Annotated in this window: 15 protein-coding genes; 11 read left to right on the forward strand and 4 right to left on the reverse strand. The window is 57.4% G+C overall.

The window, feature by feature from the left end:
- Positions 1–167 precede the first annotated feature (167 nt).
- A complete protein-coding gene (gene kynU, locus Q0816_RS01490) occupies positions 168–1,361 on the forward strand; it encodes a kynureninase (RefSeq protein ID WP_298846756.1) in 1,194 nt (397 codons plus the stop codon).
- On the opposite strand, the gene Q0816_RS01495 is transcribed toward kynU, so the two are convergent.
- The gene (locus Q0816_RS01495) at positions 1,354–1,932 is read right to left on the reverse strand and encodes a TetR/AcrR family transcriptional regulator (RefSeq protein WP_298846759.1); all 579 of its coding nucleotides are present in this window, start codon (positions 1,930–1,932) and stop codon (positions 1,354–1,356) included. The two genes, kynU and Q0816_RS01495, sit on opposite strands and share 8 nt — an antisense overlap.
- 99 nt (positions 1,933–2,031) lie before the next feature.
- Between Q0816_RS01495 and Q0816_RS01500 the strand changes: the two genes are divergently transcribed.
- On the forward strand, positions 2,032–2,496 hold the full coding sequence (locus Q0816_RS01500) for a (2Fe-2S)-binding protein (RefSeq protein ID WP_298846762.1): 465 nt from the start codon (positions 2,032–2,034) through the stop codon (positions 2,494–2,496).
- Between the two features lie 3 nt (positions 2,497–2,499).
- Positions 2,500–4,740, forward strand: coding sequence for a molybdopterin cofactor-binding domain-containing protein (locus tag Q0816_RS01505; protein ID WP_298846765.1), 2,241 nt, complete (start codon positions 2,500–2,502; stop codon positions 4,738–4,740).
- A gap of 48 nt (positions 4,741–4,788) precedes the next feature.
- Here the strand turns inward: Q0816_RS01505 and Q0816_RS01510 are convergent, their stop codons facing one another.
- The 3 genes from Q0816_RS01510 to Q0816_RS01520 all read right to left on the reverse strand — a co-directional run bounded on the left by Q0816_RS01510 (position 4,789) and on the right by Q0816_RS01520 (position 8,418).
- On the reverse strand, positions 4,789–5,568 hold the full coding sequence (locus Q0816_RS01510) for a gamma-glutamyl-gamma-aminobutyrate hydrolase family protein (protein WP_298846768.1): 780 nt from the start codon (positions 5,566–5,568) through the stop codon (positions 4,789–4,791).
- Between the two features lie 218 nt (positions 5,569–5,786).
- Positions 5,787–6,212, reverse strand: a complete 426-nt coding sequence (locus Q0816_RS01515) for a heme-binding protein (protein ID WP_298846771.1) — start codon at positions 6,210–6,212, stop codon at positions 5,787–5,789.
- A gap of 70 nt (positions 6,213–6,282) precedes the next feature.
- The gene (locus Q0816_RS01520; protein WP_298846775.1) at positions 6,283–8,418 is read right to left on the reverse strand and encodes a malate synthase G; all 2,136 of its coding nucleotides are present in this window, start codon (positions 8,416–8,418) and stop codon (positions 6,283–6,285) included.
- A 208-nt stretch (positions 8,419–8,626) separates the two neighbouring features.
- On the opposite strand from Q0816_RS01520, the gene pepN reads away from it, so the two are divergent.
- The 8 genes from pepN to Q0816_RS01560 all read left to right on the forward strand — a co-directional run bounded on the left by pepN (position 8,627) and on the right by Q0816_RS01560 (position 18,878).
- Positions 8,627–11,179, forward strand: a complete 2,553-nt coding sequence (pepN, locus tag Q0816_RS01525) for an aminopeptidase N (RefSeq protein ID WP_298846779.1) — start codon at positions 8,627–8,629, stop codon at positions 11,177–11,179.
- Positions 11,176–11,604, forward strand: a complete 429-nt coding sequence (locus tag Q0816_RS01530; protein WP_298846783.1) for a hypothetical protein — start codon at positions 11,176–11,178, stop codon at positions 11,602–11,604. Before pepN ends, Q0816_RS01530 begins: the two co-directional genes overlap by 4 nt.
- Before the next feature lie 129 nt (positions 11,605–11,733).
- Complete coding sequence (locus Q0816_RS01535; RefSeq protein ID WP_298846788.1) at positions 11,734–12,993, forward strand: hypothetical protein; 1,260 nt, start codon at positions 11,734–11,736, stop codon at positions 12,991–12,993.
- A gap of 81 nt (positions 12,994–13,074) precedes the next feature.
- Positions 13,075–14,586: an Asp-tRNA(Asn)/Glu-tRNA(Gln) amidotransferase subunit GatB gene (gatB, locus tag Q0816_RS01540; RefSeq protein ID WP_298846791.1), complete on the forward strand. Its 1,512-nt coding sequence runs from the start codon at positions 13,075–13,077 to the stop codon at positions 14,584–14,586.
- A gap of 148 nt (positions 14,587–14,734) precedes the next feature.
- Positions 14,735–15,991 (forward strand): peptidase T, encoded by a 1,257-nt coding sequence (pepT, locus tag Q0816_RS01545; protein ID WP_298846793.1) that lies wholly within the window; start codon positions 14,735–14,737, stop codon positions 15,989–15,991.
- A gap of 80 nt (positions 15,992–16,071) precedes the next feature.
- Positions 16,072–16,491, forward strand: a complete 420-nt coding sequence (locus Q0816_RS01550; protein ID WP_298846796.1) for a DUF4177 domain-containing protein — start codon at positions 16,072–16,074, stop codon at positions 16,489–16,491.
- 57 nt (positions 16,492–16,548) lie between these two features.
- Complete coding sequence (locus tag Q0816_RS01555) at positions 16,549–17,385, forward strand: hypothetical protein (RefSeq protein ID WP_298846798.1); 837 nt, start codon at positions 16,549–16,551, stop codon at positions 17,383–17,385.
- A 416-nt stretch (positions 17,386–17,801) separates the two neighbouring features.
- Positions 17,802–18,878, forward strand: a complete 1,077-nt coding sequence (locus Q0816_RS01560) for a PLP-dependent cysteine synthase family protein (protein ID WP_298846800.1) — start codon at positions 17,802–17,804, stop codon at positions 18,876–18,878.
- Positions 18,879–18,883 lie beyond the last annotated feature (5 nt).

Genomic DNA, 18,883 nt, shown 5'->3' on the forward strand with positions numbered 1-18,883 from the left:
CCCTCATTGAGTGACGACAATATCCGGTACATGTCGCTTCTGTGCGATGTCCTACCGCTTTTGCGCCAAAATGGCAAAAGCCCAGTATGTCGCATCGATAGACAGACATGTTTGGATCGGTTACCTCAAAAGCAATCCGGGAAAATTACACAATATTGCGAGCCTTCATGACCGATTTTTCAGCGACCAAAGCCATGTTCGAATTGCCCGAGGGTGTCATCTATCTGGATGGTAACTCTCTGGGGCCGTTGCCTAATACGGCTAGCGCACGGGTGCAGGGGATGTTGACCGATGAATGGGGGCAGATGCTGATCACCGGCTGGAACAAGGCCGGATGGATGGGCTTGCCTGCCGGGCTTGGTGATCGGATCGGTCGCCTGATCGGCGCGGAAACAGGCAGCGTGGTAACCGGCGACACCTTGTCGATCAAGGTCTATCAGGCCGTAGCCTCGGCCCTTGAGTTGAATCCGGGCCGCAAGGTTGTGCTGTCGGACAATGGAAACTTCCCTTCGGATCTGTACATTGCCGATGGGCTGTTGCGGTCGCTCGGGGATGACTACGAGTTGCGGGTCGTTGATCCTGAAGACGTGGCTGGCGCCATCACCGAAGAAGTGGCTGTTCTGATGCTGACCGAGGTGGATTACCGCTCTGGCCGGATGCACAACATGAAGGCGCTGACTGAACTGGCACATACCAAAGGTGTGGTGACGGTCTGGGATCTGGCACATTCCGCTGGCGCAATCCCAGTGGATCTGGCCGGGTGCAACGCCGATTTCGCGGTTGGATGTACTTATAAATATCTTAACGGAGGTCCCGGCGCACCGGCCTTCATCTACGTGGCACCCCGGCTGGCCGCAAACGTGCGCCCGGCCCTGTCCGGCTGGCTGGGGCACGAAGCGCCCTTTGCCTTCGATCTGGATTACCGCCCCGGCAGCGGCATTGAGCGGATGCGGGTGGGAACCCCGCCCATCATCCAGATGACGGCGCTGTCGGCTGCAATGGATATCTGGGATATGGCGAATATGGCCGACGTCCGGGCCAAATCGATTGAACTGACTGAGCTCTTTATAGAACGCGTCGAAGCATCCTGCCCGGATCTGCGACTGGCCAGCCCCCGCAATCCAGAGCTGCGCGGAAGCCAGATATCATTCCGCTTCAAGGAAGGTTACGCCGCGATGCAAGCCTTGATCGCGCACGGCGTGGTCGGAGATTTTCGTGCGCCGGACATAATGCGGTTCGGTTTTACGCCTTTGTACATTGATGAAGGCGATGTCGAGCGCGCGGTCGAGATCATCACCGAGATCATGCAGAACCGCTTGTGGGACGCGCCCGAATACAAAGTCCGTCAGCGGGTTACCTGACCTCAAGCCCAGAGCCGAAAAGGGCCGCAACTTGTGCGACCTGCTGTTCATAGACCTCGGCACCGGCGCCGATCAGCTTCAGCCCTTTGAGCGTGGCGGTGATCGTCCGTCCGGTCTCTGCCGCGTCGGCCAGCAGGCGAACCCGGCCTGCCTTTTCCTGTTGCGTTAGCCAGTCCGCATAGATCCCCGCCAATTTGGCCTCTCCCGCCGCGATGTTTTCAGAAGACAAGGACTTGGTGTTGTCCAACATCTCAAGCCCGTGGGGAGAGGCCAGAATTCTCGCCATCCCCTCAGTCTGCGCCTGAATCGCACGGGTCAAAACCTCGGGCACCGATCCTTGCGTCGCCAATGCCTCGGCCACGGCAACGCTTTTTTCGGCATAGTACAACTCGGTCAGCTTGCTGACGATCGCCTCTTTGTTCTTATAGTGCAAATAGACCGCTGGCCGGGACATCCCCGCGCCGCGCGCGATATCGTCCATCGAGGTCTTTCGGTATCCATAAGTCGAAAAGGCCTGAAACGCCGAATCCAGGATCGCCTTTAACCGTGAATCGTCACTTGTATCTTTCATACTCGAAGCACTGACACTTTTTGTACATTTTGTCAATTGACACCCTGACACTTTAAACCCATTATGTCAGGACATAGCCACAGCAACGAGAGGTGCGCCATGGCGACGGCCCTGAAGATCAATGGAAAGCAACATCAGGTGGATCTGCCTGAAGACGTCCCCCTTCTCTGGGTTCTGCGAGATGAGGTTGGCCTGACAGGCACCAAATTCGGCTGCGGCGTGGCAGCTTGTGGCGCTTGCACCGTCCATATCGACGGCGAGGCCGTGCGTTCGTGCCAGGTATCGCTGTCGGATGTCTGGGGTGACGTGACCACAATCGAAGGCATTGGCACACCAGACGCATTGGCAACCATCCAACAGGCCTGGGTCGATCATCAGGTGGCGCAATGCGGATATTGCCAGTCCGGCCAGATCATGCAGGCCGCTGCTCTGCTGGCAGAAAACCCGGCTCCTACGGACGCAGATATTGATGAAGCGATGCAGGGCAACCTCTGCCGCTGTGGCACCTACCCCCGCATCCGCGCTGCAATCCACGACGCGGCATCCAAGCTGAAGGAGGCGTAATCGATGGCATCCGTTGGTAAAATCCTCCGCCGTACATTCCTGATCGGCTCTGCCGCTATTGTCGGTGGCGTGGCCTTTGGCGGCTATTACGTCACCCGCCCCGCAGCCAACCCCCTGAAACCTGGCGAGGGCGAGGCAGCGCTGAACCCGTTCGTACTGATCGACCAAAACGGCGTCACCCTGTTCGCACCCCGCGCCGAGATGGGTCAGGGCGTGAAAACCACATGGGCCGCGCTGATCGCCGAAGAACTGGATGTAGATCTGGATCAAATCACCGTTTTGCACGGCCCGGCGGCGCAAGCCTATTACAACACCGCCATGATGGGGGAAGGCCTGCCGAACAAAGGCTATGACATTTCGAATTTCCAACACAATCTGGGACAGGCTCTGGGCGTGATCGGCAAGGTCGTCAGCCTGCAGGTCACTGGCGGCTCGACCTCAATGAAGGACGGGTTTGAACGAATGCGCGAGGCAGGTGCCTCGGCCCGTGAGACGCTGAAGCAGGCCGCCGCAGACCGATTGGGGGTGGATCGCGATCAGTTGCAGACAACCTCGGGTCATGTGATCGCGCCGAATGGCGACAAGATCGCCTATACCGATCTGGCTGAAGATGTGGCCAAACTGGAGCCAATCGAAGCCCCCCTGCGCGACCCCTCCGAATGGCGCTATCTGGGCCAAACTCAGCCGCGCCTGGACATGGTTGGCAAGGTCACCGGAACGGCGGAATTCGCAATAGACGTGCGCCTGCCTGGGATGAAATTCGCGAGCGCCCGGATGAACCCGAAATTGGGCGGTGCGATGAACGGCTTTGACGACAGCCACGTGAAATCCATGCCCGGGGTCGAGAAAATCGTCGATCTGGGCAATGGTGTGGCGGTTATTGCCACCAATACATGGCTGGCCAATCAGGCGGTTGAGGCCATCAACGTGGATTGGGGCGATGCGCCCTACCCTCCCGAAACCGACGCGATCTTTGCCAAAATCGCCGAGGCGTTCGAGGACAAACCAAACTCGACCATGCGTGATGACGGCAATGTCAGCACATTACCCGAGGGGGCGAGCGAGATTTCGGCGGAATATACTGTACCTTATCTGGCCCATGCCACGATGGAGCCGATGACCGCAGCGGCGCTGTATTCCGGCAACAAGCTGGAATTCTGGGGCGGCAATCAGGCCCCGACATTCATGCAGACCAAGATTGCCAGCGCCGCAAATTTGGATTCTGATGCCGTCGAGGTTCACACCACCTATCTTGGCGGTGGCTTTGGCCGCCGCGGTGAGTTCGACTTTGGTGTCATCGCCACAAAAATCGCGATGGCCATGCCGAACACGCCGGTCCTGACCACATGGAGCCGCGAAGAGGACATGCGCCACGATTTCTACCGGCCCGGCGCGATCGCCCGGATGCGCGGTGCGATCAAAGATGGTCAGGCAGTTCTGATCGACGGGCAGGTCGCCTCGCAATCCTGCACCCATCAGGCTGTTTCGCGTATAACCGGATTTGCCGGCGGTGGACCTGACAAAGTGCTGGTGGAAGGCATCTTCAATCAACCCTATGCGGTTCCAAATTATCGCATCAGCGGCCACATCGCCGATCTGGATATTCCTGTCGGGTTTTGGCGCTCGGTCGGTAACAGTCATAACGGGTTCTTCCATGAAACTTTCATGGATGAGTTGGCGCATGCCGCAGGCCGCGATCCCCTGGAATTCCGGCTGGAGCTGATGAAGGGCGAACACGCCCCCTCGGCGGGATGTCTGGAAGCCGTGAAGGAGATGTCAGGCTGGACCGGTCAGACACCTGACGGCGTGGGGCGCGGCGTGGCCTTCACCTATAGCTTCGGCACCCCTGTGGCTCAGGTCATCGAAGTGGTGGATGAGGATGGCAGCATCCGCATCAACAAAGCCTGGATTGCCTGCGACATGGGGCTGGCGCTGGATCCGGACAACGTCAAGGCGCAGATGTTCGGTGGCATGATGTACGGCCTGTCCGCAGCGTGTTTCGGCGAGATCACCTTTGCCGAGGGCGAAGTCGAGCAATTCAACTTCCCCGATTATGACTCGGTTCGGATGCACACCGCACCCCAAGTCGAGGTACGCGTTCTGGAAACCAACCGCCATATGGGCGGCGCGGGTGAGCCCGGCACGCCTCCGTCGATGCCTGCACTCGGCAACGCGCTGTTCGACCTGACCGGAAAGCGCGCACGCTCCCTACCGCTGATCAATCAGTTCGACCTTCTGATCTGATCGCATAGCACCGGCCTGATCTTCCTCCTCATCGGGCCGGTTCATATTTCAGGCTGTTTTTTGAATGGTTTGATAAACGGTTCCAGCCGCCCATCCACGCACCGCTTCGCCGAACGCCTCGAACAACGGGCGTGAAACCGGATCATTGATCGCGTCCCATTCCGGGTGCCATTGAACTGACAGGGTAAAGCCGGGCGCATCTTTGATAAAGATTGCTTCGGGCGTCCCATCCGGTGCGTGGCCGTCAATGACAACGCGCTGACCAATCGATTTGATGCCTTGGCCGTGCAGCGTATTGGTCATTACCTCGGTTGCGCCGAACAGCTGCTGGAACACGCCACCGTCTTCCAGTGTCACCACATGACGCAAAGCAAATTTTTCTTCCAGTGTTCCATCCGGCGGCATCCGGTGGTTCAACCGACCTGGCAAATCGCGAATCTCAGGGTAGAGCGTGCCGCCCATGGCCACGTTAACCTCCTGAAACCCCCGACAGATACCCAGAAAGGGCTGCCCCCTGTCAACGCAAGCGCGCACAAGTGGTAAGGTGATGGCATCCCGCGCGCGGTCGAATTCGCCATGTGCGTCGGTCTCGGTTTCGCCGTATTCTTCCGGATGCACATTGGGGCGACCACCGGTCAGCAGGAAACCATCGCAGACGTCCAGCAACTCATCGACCGAAACATAGCGCGGATCGGCGGGTATAAGCAGGGGCAGACATCCTGACACATTGGCCACGGCGTCCGAGTTCATCGTCCCACCTGCGTGCGTGGGGTATTGATCGTTCATGAGATACGAGTTGCCGATGATGCCGACGACTGGCCGAGACATTCCGCATTCCTTGTTGTTGTTTTGACTGACAAGGAAGCTAGCGGCAGCATTATTAACGTGCAAGAAAACACGCCCTGCGTGAAAGCGCAGGGACGTGTTCAGGTGCGCACGATGTGTTCCAAAATACCCTGTATTTTTGGAAAAGTTTCCTGACATTTTGGTAAAGACAGGGACATTTTCCTATTCATGCCAAAATGGGAACTTATTTTCCGCTCGCACTAAATCTCACCGATAAGGCCCGCTGCCTCAATTCCCGCCAATGCCGCCACCGCGTCATTGTCAGATGTGTCGCCCGTAACCCCAACGGCACCGATCACGGCCCCCTTGCGATCGCGCAGCAGAACACCACCCGGAACCGGCACCACCTGACCGCCATAGACGCCATTCACAGAGGCCATGAAATAGGCCTGTGCTTCGGCGCGCTTCATCTGCGCGGTGCCCGCCATGCCCAGCATGACCGAGCCATAGGCCTTGCCCTGCGCAATACCGAAACGACCCGGTGCAGCACCATCCTCGCGTTCAAACGCAATCACATGTCCGCCGGCGTCCAAGACCACAACCGAAAGTGGCTTCAACTCCATCTCGTGGCCTTTTTCCAGGGTCTTGCGGATGACGGTGCGGGCTTTGCGTAGGGAAATTGACATATGAAGATCCTCTAGTCGGATTGGAGTTCAAAAAGCCCGCGGGCCATTGGCCTGCGGGCGTCGTAAGCAGTTATCCTAGACTGGTTTTCAGCTCCAGACGACGCGCATGCAGGACCGGTTCGGTATAGCCCGAGGGCTGAACCCGGCCCTTGAACACCAGATCGCACGCAGCCTGAAAGGCGATGCCGTCGAAACCCGGGGCCATCGGAATGTAACTCGGGTCGTTTTCGTTCTGGCGGTCCACAACGGCGGCCATCTTTTGCAGTGCGACCATCACCTGCGCCTCGTCCACGATACCGTGATGCAGCCAGTTGGCCAGCGCCTGTGACGAAATCCGGCACGTCGCGCGATCTTCCATCAGGCCGATATCGTTGATGTCCGGCACTTTGGAACAGCCCACACCCTGATCGACCCAGCGCACCACGTACCCCAGAATACCCTGCGCGTTGTTTTCGACCTCACGCGCGATTTCCTCGTCGCTCAGGTTGCGACCACCCAGCAGCGGGACAGTCAGCAGGTCTTCCAATGCACCACGGGCACCACTTGCCGCGATCTCACTCTGACGGGCCAGCACGTCGACCTGGTGGTAATGCGTCGCATGCAGAGTCGCAGCCGTGGGTGACGGCACCCAGGCGCAGGTCGCGCCAGACATCGGGTGACCAATCTTGGCCTCCAGCATATCGCCCATACGATCCGGCATCGCCCACATACCCTTGCCGATCTGCGCCTTGCCCTTCAGGCCACAAACCAAACCGATATCGACGTTGCGATCTTCGTAAGACGTGATCCAAGGCGTATTCTTGATGTCGCCTTTGGGCAGCATCGGACCGGCCTCCATCGATGTGTGAATTTCATCGCCGGTCCGGTCCAGGAAACCGGTATTGATAAAGGCCACCCGTGATTTCGCAGCACGAATGCACTCCTTTAGGTTGGCCGAGGTGCGGCGTTCCTCATCCATGATGCCCAGCTTCACGGTGTTACGTGGCAGGCCCAGAATGTCTTCTACCATGTCGAAAATCTCGACCGAGAAAGCAACTTCCTCGGGCCCGTGCATCTTGGGCTTCACGACATAGACAGAGCCTTCGACCGAGTTACCGCCCTCGCGCTTCAGGTCGTGCATCGCGATCAGCGTGGTGCAAAGCGCATCCATCAATCCTTCGCCAATCTCGCGCCCTTCGGCGTCCAGCACGGCGGGGTTGGTCATCAGGTGGCCAACGTTCCGCACCAGCATCAAGGACCGGCCTTTTAACGAGGCGACATCGCCCTCGGGCGTGGTGAAAGTCAGGTCATCAGCCAGTTTTCGGGTGAAGGCGGTGCCGCCCTTGGTGACCTCTTCAGTCAGGTCGCCTCTCATCAGGCCCAGCCAGTTGCCATAAGCCACAACCTTGTCAGCCGCGTCGACACAGGCCACCGAGTCCTCGCAATCCATAATCGTGGACAACGCGGATTCCAAACGGACATCTGCGATGCCTGCGGGATCGGTTGCACCAATGTTGCTGGATGGATCGATCATGATCTGGATGTGAAGACCGTTGTTTTTCAACAGCACATATTCCGGTTTGTCCGCAGCACCGCCAAAGCCGGCAAATTTCGCAGGATCGCCCAGCGCCGGGATCAATGCGCCATCCTTGACGCTGAGTTCAGAGACATCCGCCCATGATCCCGACGCCAGCGGCACAGCGACATCCAAGAAATCCTTGGCCCAAGCGATCACACGCGCCCCGCGCGCGGGCTCATAGCCACCGCCCGCAGGCAGGTCACCCATTGCATCTGTACCATAAAGCGAATCATACAGGCTGCCCCAGCGCGCGTTGGCCGCGTTCAGGGCAAAGCGCGCGTTGGTGATCGGAACCACCAGTTGCGGACCCGGCGTCAGGGCGATCTCGGGGTCGACATTGGCCGTTTCAATCTGGAACTCGTCGCCTTCTTCAACCAGATACCCGATCTCTTTCAGGAAAGCCTCATAGTCTGCAACATCCGTGTTCTGGCCCTTGCGGGACATATGCCACCCGTCAATCCGGCTTTGGATGTCAGAGCGTTTTGCCAACAGATCGCGGTTCTTCGGCCCCAACTCGTTCACCATCCGCGCCAGACCAGCCCAGAAGACCTGCGAAGATACGCCTGAGCCCGGCAGCGCCTGCGTCTCGATGAACTCTGCCAGCACCGGATCGATCCGCAGCCCGTTCAGGGTGTGTCTGTCCGTCATATTCCTGCTCTCCCGCGATTGTGTGCCACTGTATGCTCAGGTGACTTAGGCTGAAAGTTTCCGATAGGCAACTTTCAGCCCGGCATTTGCGATATTCGCTTCGGCCAGAAGCTGTTTCAAAAACCACAAGACAATGGCTAGGGCCGGTTGCAGCCTCTGAGCGAAGCCCCTAACGTCTCGCCAAACCCGAACCGATGCGAGGCCCAGGATGCGCGACGCTGCTCCCACCACAATCTACCTGAAAGATTACACGCCGTTTGGCTATCTGGTGGACAGCGTGCACCTGACGTTTGATCTGGCAGCACACGCCACACGTGTTACCTCGCGCATTGCGTTCCGGCCCAACCCTGACGCCTCGGATCGCACCTTCTTTCTGCACGGGGAAGACCTGACCCTGATCCGCGCCTCTATCGACGGGGAAAAGATCACGCCTGAGGTCACCGAAAAGGGCCTGACCGCCGATGCCCCCGATGCGCCGTTCATCTGGGAGGCTGAGGTTGAGATCGATCCGGGCAACAACACCGCTTTGGAAGGTCTGTACATGTCGAACGGCATGTACTGCACCCAGTGCGAGGCGGAAGGATTCCGCAAGATCACCTTTTACCCTGACCGCCCGGACGTAATGTCCACCTTCACCGTGCGCATCACGGGTGATCTGCCGGTGCTGCTGTCCAACGGCAATCCGTCCGGCAAGGGCGACGGCTGGGCCGAATGGACCGATCCATGGCCAAAACCCGCCTACCTGTTTGCTTTGGTTGCCGGTGACCTGATTGCTCATCCCGGCCAATTCACAACCAAATCCGGGCGCGATGTTGAGCTGAATCTTTGGGTCCGCCCCGGTGACGAAGGAAAATGCGCCTTTGGCATGGAGGCGCTTAAGAAATCGATGGAATGGGACGAAGACGTCTATGGCCGGGAATACGATCTGGACGTATTCAATATCGTGGCCGTCGATGATTTCAACATGGGCGCGATGGAAAACAAGGGGCTGAACATCTTCAACTCGTCAGCTGTTCTGGCCAGCCCCGAAACCTCGACCGACGCCAATTTCGAACGCATCGAAGCGATCATCGCGCATGAGTATTTCCACAATTGGACCGGCAACCGTATCACCTGCCGCGACTGGTTCCAACTGTGTCTGAAAGAAGGGCTGACGGTGTTCCGCGATGCTCAGTTCACATCCGACATGCGCTCGGCCCCGGTGAAACGCATCCACGACGCCATTGATCTGCGCGCACGACAATTCCCCGAAGACAACGGGCCTCTGTCGCACCCCGTTCGCCCTGAGAGCTTTCAGGAAATTAACAATTTCTACACTTCGACCGTCTACGAAAAAGGCGCTGAGGTGATCGGCATGCTGAAACGACTGGTCGGAGATGAGGCCTACGCTGAGGCGCTTGATCTCTATTTTGACCGCCATGACGGCCAGGCCTGCACCATCGAGGATTGGCTGAAAGTGTTCGAAGACACCACGGGTCGCGATCTGACTCAATTCAAACGCTGGTACAGTCAATCGGGAACACCCCGCGTCACGGTTTCTGAAGACTGGACCGACGACACCTATACTCTGACGTTGAAACAGCGCACCGAGCCAACGCCGGAGCAGAACGAAAAGCAGCCTCAGGTGATCCCGGTTGCCGTGGGCCTGTTGGGGCCCAACGGTGATGAGGTCCGTCCAACCGAAGTTTTGGAACTGACCGAAGCTGAGCAGAGCTTTCAGTTCACTGGGCTGGCCTCGAGACCTGCGCCCTCGATCCTTCGCGATTTTTCGGCGCCTGTTATTTTGGTACATGAGACCAGTAACACGGAACGCGCATTTCTGCTGGCACATGACACAGACCCGTTCAACAGATGGCAGGCAGGACGGTCGCTGGCCGAAGATACCTTGATGCGGATGATCCTGGAGGATACGACACCGGACTCCGATTACCTTAAAGGACTTCTGGCCGTACTGCGCGATGGCGATCTGGACCCGGCCTATCGTGCGTTGATGCTGGGACTGCCGACACAATCCGAACTGGCAGCGGCCCTGCATGAGCGCGGACAAACCCCCGACCCAATGGCAATCTGGTCGGCAGTGGAAACGCTGCGACAAGCCACTGCGCAATATGTGCAAGACCTCTTGCCTCGTCTGCACAGCGAAGCTTTGGTGGACAGCCCCTACAGCCCAGACGCCTTGCAATCCGGCAAACGTGCCCTTGGCAGCGCGGCATTGGCGCTGACCTCTCGTCTGGATGGCGGAGCGATGGCAGAAGATGTGTACGCCAACGCAGACAATATGACCTTGCAACTGACCGCACTGTCCTGCCTGCTTCGCGCCCGCAAAGGTGAAGCGCAGCTGGCTGCCTTCTACGACCAATGGCAGCGCGATCGGCTGGTTATGGACAAATGGTTTGGCTTGCAGGTCGCGATGGCAGCACCCGAAGCAACATCCGAAACAGCAAAGGCGCTGACCGAGCATTCAGATTTCAACTGGAAAAATCCGAACAGGTTCCGCGCTGTCATGGGCGCGTTGGCAATGAACCACGCCGGGTTCCACCAGCCAGATGGGGCCGGATATGCTCTGCTGGCCGATTGGCTGATCCGTTTGGACCCGGTGAACCCGCAAACCACTGCCCGAATGTGTTCCGCTTACCAAACCTGGAAACGGTATGATGCAGACCGTCAGACCCTGATGCGCACGCAACTGACCCGCATCTTGGAAACACCAAACCTGTCGCGCGACACAACCGAAATGGTGTCCCGCATCTTCGGCGCATGACCCCATACAGCTTTTCTCGCAGCAACCGGAATTCGCGGACGCTGGTCATTCTGGCCAGTGTTTACGCAGCGTTGCTGGCGCTTGTAGTCCTGTTTGACGCTGCCTGGTGGATCGCGGGGCTGCTGTCTCTGGCCACACTCCCCGCGCTATGGGATGTGATTCAGAACACCAGCGCAGGTGTACAGGTGGATCAGGTTGCCATAAGCTGGTTCACCGGTAATCGTCAGGGAGAGGTCGCGCTGCGCGACATCGACTATTTCCGTTTTGACACCCGCTGGGATTTTTCCGTTCGTGTGTCCGTTGTTCTGCATTCCAGCAAACGAATCCGCCTGCCCGATGAGTCCCTGCCCCCGCATCGGGACCTGGAAACCCTTCTGGCGCAAACCGGATTTCGCGTGGAACGCCATCATTTCACTATTTTCTGAAACACTGGGCCCCAGCAGGGCGAATTGGACACAAAAAGCAGAAATTATTAAGCAACTTACTTGATTTGAACCTGATATCCCGCCAGACTTCGGTATCAGTTATATGTTTTTACAGTTTTGAGTTCCACCATGTTTCGGTCGCTAAGGGCGCTGTTTGCCCAATCCACAACTACTCCTGCAAACGCCTCAGCAGATCTGTGCGCGACAAAATCCGCACTGGCTGCCGCCTTGCCAGAGCAGGGTCAGCTCAACATCCCTGTTGCCAAGTCGGACGACAGCGATCTGATTGGACATTCCACAATCGAACACGGGCGTTATCTGGCCAGGCAGGATCGCTGGACGGAACTGTCCGAAGAAATGCGCGCTGCCGATCAGGAACGCGCCGCCGTTTCAGATGGTATGCCGGTTGCCGATCTATTGGCGTTCGGTGCCAGATCGGACGTGGTTTTGGCCGCTGAACATGCGTTGTCCGATGGTAAGGCCATTTCGGATTATGACCTGTTGGGTGGCATTTCCGAACTTGAAGGCGAGATGTCGGATAACCCCGATGAACCAATGATTGCTGCTGTCGTGGCCCTGGCCCATATCGATCTGGCATGGGCCTGGCGCGGAACGGCCTCGGACGCAACGCTGCCGCCCTTGCACCGGTCACGTTGTGCCGCTCATTTCGACCGGGCCGCTGCGATCCTGCCCGAATGCAGAAAAGACGCATCGGAAAGCCCGTTGATTGCCGCGGCTGGTTGCGCGCTTTTGGCGGGTCAACGCAAATCCAACGCGCGGGTTTCTGATGAATATGAGCGCCTGATCACACTGGATCCACGCAATCAGCGCCATATGCGCGCGATGGGCAGCCACCTATTGCCTCGCTGGTTCGGCAGCTACGAAGAGCTTGAATTGCAGGCCTTGCGCATCGCCGTCCGGACACAGGATATCTGGGGCGCTGGTGGCTATGCCTGGGTGCAGTTTGACGCCATCGCGCTGGACGAAGAGGCCTGCGCACGCGTCGATGTTGAGTATTTCCTTGAAGGTTTGCGGGATATTGCCCGTCTGCGCCCTGATCAGCAAATGATCAACATGCTATCCGCCTATTGTGCGATCACCATCCAGAACGGGCAGGGCCTGAACGATCAGGCCGACCTTATCCGCTCTCAGATGCGCGACACTGCCAACTGGCTGATCCGCGACCATCTGACCGAATTGCACCCGCTGATCTGGGCCCATGCGGCCAACGGGTTCAACAACTCTGTCCGCATCAACTCACCCGAGCGGTTTGCCGCGCGCGGTCAGCGCGACGCGCTGCGGGCCATCTCGGATCTTTTCCGGGACGAACTATGCAGCGGAACGGATGTGACCTTCACGCCCTCAGGATTGCAGTTTTCTCAGAACTGATCGCGTCAGTATTCCCCCTTGCCCCTAGAGCCAGCCGGGCCTAATACGCAGGCTTAGACTTCTGTGGAAATGAGGCGCGCCATGCTCGATCTGACATACGAAATGCCCAAACCTAAAACCATTGCCGGTGCCAAGCACGACTGGGAACTGGTGATCGGGATGGAGGTGCACGCTCAGGTCTCATCCAATGCAAAGCTGTTTTCGGGCGCGTCGACCCAATTCGGGGCCGAGCCGAATTCGAACGTCGCCTTCGTGGACGCGGCGATGCCGGGTATGCTGCCAGTGATCAACGAATATTGCGTTGAGCAAGCGGTGCGCACCGGGCTGGGCCTGAAGGCTGAGATCAACCTGAAATCGGCCTTTGACCGCAAGAACTATTTTTATCCTGACTTGCCGCAGGGTTACCAGATTTCTCAGCTTTATCAGCCCATTGTAGGCGAAGGCGAAGTGCTGGTCGAATTGGGTGACGGCACCGCGCGCATGGTGCGGATCGAACGCATCCACATGGAGCAGGACGCGGGCAAATCGATCCACGATATGGATCCACATATGTCTTTTGTCGACCTGAACCGCACTGGTGTTTGCCTGATGGAGATCGTCTCTCGCCCCGACATTCGCGGGCCAGAAGAAGCTGCGGCCTATATCGTCAAGCTGCGCCAGATTCTGCGCTATCTCGGCACCTGTGATGGTAACATGCAGAACGGCAACCTGCGGGCCGACGTGAACGTCTCGATCTGCTTGCCCGGCGCCTATGAGAAGTATCAGGAAACACAGGACTTTTCGCATCTGGGCACGCGGTGCGAGATCAAGAACATGAACTCGATGCGCTTCATCCAGCAAGCGATCGAGGTTGAGGCCCGTCGCCAGATCGCCATCGTTGAAGGTGGAGGTACTGTCGATCAGGAAACCCGCCTGTACGACCCGGACAAGGGCGAGACACGTTCGATGCGGTCGAAGGAAGAAGCGCATGATTACCGCTATTTCCCCGACCCGGACCTGTTGCCGCTGGAGATCGAGCAGGCATGGGTCGACGACATCGCCGCCAAGCTTCCGGAACTGCCGGATGATAAGAAATCCCGCTTTATCAGTGAGTTCGGACTGACCGATTATGATGCTTCAGTGCTGACCGCCGAAGTTGAAAGCGCCGCCTATTTCGAAGAGGTCGCCAAGGGTCGCAGCGGCAAACTGGCTGCGAACTGGGTAATCAACGAGCTGTTTGGCCGGTTGAAGAAAGAAGATCACGACATCACAGTCTCGCCGGTTTCGCCGGCGCAGCTGGGTGGTATAATCGACCTGATTTCGTCTGACGCGATTTCGGGCAAGATCGCCAAGGATCTGTTCGAGATCGTCTATACCGAAGGCGGTGACCCGGCGCAGATCGTTGAAGAGCGTGGCATGAAACAGGTGACCGATACCGGCGCCATTGAAACCGCACTGGACGAGATCATCGCAGCCAATCCGGCACAGGTCGAAAAGGCAAAGGTGAACCCGAAACTGGCGGGCTGGTTTGTGGGTCAGGTCATGAAAGCGACCGGCGGCAAGGCGAATCCGAAGGCCGTGAACGAACTGGTCAGCAAAAAGCTGGGGTCGTAGATCTTTTGATTTGTACAGGTCTGCCAACAGCAGATGGTGGGTTTGTACAACCCGAATCCTCTCGATTTCTTAAGAATTGAGGTCAAGCCATCGGCTTGACTTCCCCCCTGTTTGCACCCTTTCTTCCGATCCAGAGAGGTGAGGTATCATGCAGAACAGATTTGATCAGGAACTCGAAGACCGGCTGGTACGATACGCGGCCATTGACAGCCAGAGTGACGAGACTTCCCCCACCACCCCGAGCACTCGGATTCAGTTCGACATGTTGAACCTGTTGCGCGACGAACTGACGGGGATCGGCGCGCAGGATGTTGAGGTGACAGGCGACAGTGTCGTTGTCGCCACCATTCCCGGAACTGCACCGGGACCGACCGTGGGTTTTCTGGCCCACGTGGATACTGCGCCGCAATTCAACGCCACGGGTGTGAAGCCGCGCGTGATCAAGGGATATAACGGCGGCGATATCTCATTTCCTGACGATCCCGAACTGGTTTTATCACCGGAAGAAAACCCCTATCTGGCTAAGAAGATCGGCAATGATCTGATCACCGCCTCAGGCACGACCCTGTTGGGGGCGGATGACAAGGCAGGCGTGTCGATCCTGATGACCATGGCGCGACATCTGATCGAAAACCCGGACGTTCCGCATGGCCCGATCCGCATCGCCTTTACACCGGATGAAGAGATCGGACGCGGTGTTACCGAACAATTGCCCAAGGATCTGGGCGCGGATTTCGCATTCACACTGGACGGCCAGGAAGTGGGCGAGATCGAGTATGAAAGCTTCTCGGCTGACCGCGCCGTGATCCGGATCGAAGGCGTTTCAATCCATCCCGGACTGGCCAAGGAAAAGATGGTGAACGCAGCGCATTTGGCGGCAAAGATCGTACAGACGTTGCCGCAGGCCACCATGACGCCTGAAACCACCGACGGGCGCGACGGGTTCATCCATGTGACCGATATGAACGGCGGATCATCCGAGATGGAGATCAAGCTGATCCTGCGTGATTTCGAGATGGCCGGGCTTGAGGCGCAACGTGACATCGTGCGTCAGGTCTGCGCTGCCGTGCAATCGACAGAACCACGCGCGACCATCACCTGCGACATCAGCCACCAGTATCGCAACATGCGCTATTGGCTGGAGAGTGACATGACGCCGGTCGATCTGGCCCGCGACGCCTGCCGCGACCTGGGGGTCGAGCCGCTCTCTGCCCCGATCCGCGGCGGCACAGACGGGTCGCGCCTGACCGAGTTCGGCACCCCCTGCCCCAATATCTTCACCGGAATGCAATGCATCCACGGACCGATGGAATGGATTTCGGTGCAGGACATGGCGCTGGCGACCGAGCTGTGCCTGTCGGTTGTGACCAGGGCGGCACAGGCGGACGGTATTCGTCAGGGCTGAAAACCGCCGGTCGGGCAACGGCTCTTTCACCCGGGGATCAACGTGTTAAGTTGGCGCGAACAGGTGTTTAGGAACAGTTGATGCAGCGCTATGAATACAAAGTGATCCCCGCCCCGCAAAAAGGCGTCAAGGCCAAGGGCGTGAAAACGGCCGAGGGCCGCTTTGCGGTCTCGGTCGAGCAGGTTCTGAACCAGATGGGTCAGGACGGCTGGGAATACCAACGTGCAGAGCTGCTGCCCAGCGAAGAGCGCTCGGGTCTGACCGGGTCAACGACGAACTGGCGGAATGTTCTGGTATTCCGACGCGTGGTGGAGAATGAAATCGATGCGGCTGATGTCGGCACGGTGTCCGAGATGGATAACACTCCACTGGCGCATCCGATTCCGGGACCGGACAAAGTGCAAGCGCCGAAACCGATTGCTGCAGAGACGGATGAACCGCCTTTGTCGTTGAAAAGTTCCGACATGACCGAGAAAGACACGAAAGCAGAAAGCAGCTAAGTTGATAAGTTGATAAACTTGCGTCTTTCTCTACCGTAATCACTACGTCTGTTTTCGGTGCTGTTGTTGATCGGAGCGTGCCCGGTTGTTGCAAAAACCAACATAGAATCAGCAGCTTTTGTTGTCCCCGAGTGCCAAACCAACGTCGATGAAAAAGGTAGCCTTATCGCCGGGCTTTTGGGGACAGCGTCTGCGCCCGTAGAGTACGACAACGTTCTTACTGATCATGAGAGTATCTCGATCTTTCCTAGGAGCAGATCCGGGCTAAACGTCGAGGTCCAAGCAAGTAAACACTTCGGCCTGGGTACTTCAAATGTTTCCGTAGACACGTCGAACTTTCTCCCTTCCATTATTTTGACATTTGTCCGGCGGGAACAATCAATTGCCCACATTTGTTCGGTTCAAATTGTTGAGTACGACCCAGACCTTCACGAAACGGCAACCATCCAATTTGGAGAGTGTAGCCTAAAGCAAGTATCCGGAGCAGAAGTTCTTCTACCGGGACATGTGCAAATCTGTGAAAGTCCAGAACAACTGGATGAAGTTAGCGGAAGACCACTCAGTTTTGTTGACGTTGTTCCAATCACAGGTCGCTTCATTCAAGTAAGGGGTCAATCCGAAGGGCTCGGCGTTTTTTCGTGGAACAGCGGACTTGTGGAAGGCGCGGATTCTGATGTGCACGAACTACGCAGCATTTGCCCTGTTTGGGTTGTTGAAAGAGCTCCCGCAGAAGTGGATCATCTGCTGCAAACCACGCCGCTTTGTCAGGACATAGACGGTAAGGATCTTGAAATGAAAGTTGGCGAGAGAACGAACTTATCTCTGTCTAGTTTCAACCGAAACATCAACTTTTCACCGGCAATTTCACTCAAAACCGACCACCAAAAGAAATAGTTACACCGTTATAGTTTAGCTCACCTGAAGTGGAGGAGTTTGAGGTAATCGCTTCAAGACCCGGGAAAATGTCTTTGGTGCGAGAAGTCTACTTTAGTAAGGAAAGGCGATTGACCTATGAGGCCTGTAAAGTAAGCGTAAATTTGACCAGACGCGTCTAAAAAGAGCCGAAGAATTCTTCTCCGCACCTTCAAATTCGACAACAACGATACATTCGTTCTGTTTTAACTCTAGATTCTGGATGCATTAGCCGCTTTCCCAACGTCTAAATCGCGTCAAAGCGCAGAGCGGATCAGTAGAATTGGTCCCGCGGCGCCAGCTGGTTTAGAACAACCCGGTTACGCGACCTGTAAAATAAGGAAACGCCTCCAAGAAATCTGTGGCATGTTAACCGGACAAGCGGGAGGGACATCAAAATGGCTATTCGGCAAACACAAGGGCGGGAACGCCTGTATGACAGCATCCTCGACACAGTTGGCGACACGCCTTGCATCCGCGTGAACCGGATCGCGCCGGACCATGTGACTGTCTATGTGAAGTTCGAAGCGTTCAACCCGGCGGGTTCGGTCAAGGACAGGCTGGCGCTGAATATCATTGAGGCAGCAGAACGTGACGGACGTTTGCAACCGGGTCAGACTGTTGTCGAGGCGACCTCGGGAAACACCGGAATCGGCCTTGCCATGGTGTGCGCCGCCAAGGGCTATCCGCTGGTTGTGACGATGGCCGAGAGCTTTTCGGTCGAGCGGCGCAAGCTGATGCGTTTTCTGGGCGCTAAGGTTGTTCTGACCCCCAAGGCGCAGAAAGGGTTTGGCATGTACACCAAGGCCAAGGAGCTGGCCGAGGAAAAAGGGTGGTTCCTTGCCAGCCAGTTCGAGACCCCTGCCAATGCCGATATTCATGAGACCACGACCGCGCGGGAAATTCTTGCGGATTTCGAAGGGGAGCGGTTGGATTATTGGGTGACAGGCTACGGCACCGGCGGCACCGTTTCCGGTGTGTCACGCGCCTTACGGAAAGAACGACCCGACACAAAGATCATCCTGACTGAACCGGCCAACGCCGCCATCGTGTCATCAGGCTATGTCAACACCCGCAACGGCGATCATCAGCCAACCGAAAGCCACCCGAATTTCGAACCACATCCGATTCAGGGATGGACGCCGGATTTCATCCCGTGGGTCCTGCAGGAAGCCATCGACAATTCCTATTACGATGAACTAATCCCTGTGCCCGGACCCGAAGGGATCGAGTGGTCACGTCGCCTTGCCTCGGAGGAAGGGATCTTCACCGGTATCTCGGGCGGATCAACATTTGCCGTAGCGATGAAGATGGCAGAAACCGCACCAGAGGGGTCCGTTATGCTGGTCATGCTGCCGGATACCGGCGAGCGTTACCTTTCGACCCCTCTGTTCGAGGGAATCGAAGATGGCATGACAGAAGAAGAATATGCAATCTCGGCCTCGACACCGTCCGCGCAGATGAGCGCCGACTGACGCCA

Source organism: uncultured Ruegeria sp. (assembly GCF_947497005.1).
GTDB lineage: Bacteria > Pseudomonadota > Alphaproteobacteria > Rhodobacterales > Rhodobacteraceae > Ruegeria.

Bases quoted from the DNA above. Each gene is read 5' to 3' on its own strand.
- kynU (WP_298846756.1), top strand. From the start codon at position 168: ATGACCGATTTTTCAGCGACCAAAGCCATGTTCGAATTGCCCGAGGGT.
- Q0816_RS01515 (WP_298846771.1), bottom strand. From the start codon at position 6,212: ATGTCAATTTCCCTACGCAAAGCCCGCACCGTCATCCGCAAGACCCTG.
- pepT (WP_298846793.1), top strand. From the start codon at position 14,735: ATGCAGAACAGATTTGATCAGGAACTCGAAGACCGGCTGGTACGATAC.
- Q0816_RS01520 (WP_298846775.1), bottom strand. From the start codon at position 8,418: ATGACGGACAGACACACCCTGAACGGGCTGCGGATCGATCCGGTGCTG.
- pepN (WP_298846779.1), top strand. From the start codon at position 8,627: ATGCGCGACGCTGCTCCCACCACAATCTACCTGAAAGATTACACGCCG.
- Q0816_RS01510 (WP_298846768.1), bottom strand. From the start codon at position 5,568: ATGTCTCGGCCAGTCGTCGGCATCATCGGCAACTCGTATCTCATGAAC.
- Q0816_RS01535 (WP_298846788.1), top strand. From the start codon at position 11,734: ATGTTTCGGTCGCTAAGGGCGCTGTTTGCCCAATCCACAACTACTCCT.
- Q0816_RS01550 (WP_298846796.1), top strand. From the start codon at position 16,072: ATGCAGCGCTATGAATACAAAGTGATCCCCGCCCCGCAAAAAGGCGTC.
- Q0816_RS01495 (WP_298846759.1), bottom strand. From the start codon at position 1,932: ATGAAAGATACAAGTGACGATTCACGGTTAAAGGCGATCCTGGATTCG.
- gatB (WP_298846791.1), top strand. From the start codon at position 13,075: ATGCTCGATCTGACATACGAAATGCCCAAACCTAAAACCATTGCCGGT.
- Q0816_RS01560 (WP_298846800.1), top strand. From the start codon at position 17,802: ATGGCTATTCGGCAAACACAAGGGCGGGAACGCCTGTATGACAGCATC.
- Q0816_RS01505 (WP_298846765.1), top strand. From the start codon at position 2,500: ATGGCATCCGTTGGTAAAATCCTCCGCCGTACATTCCTGATCGGCTCT.
- Q0816_RS01500 (WP_298846762.1), top strand. From the start codon at position 2,032: ATGGCGACGGCCCTGAAGATCAATGGAAAGCAACATCAGGTGGATCTG.
- Q0816_RS01530 (WP_298846783.1), top strand. From the start codon at position 11,176: ATGACCCCATACAGCTTTTCTCGCAGCAACCGGAATTCGCGGACGCTG.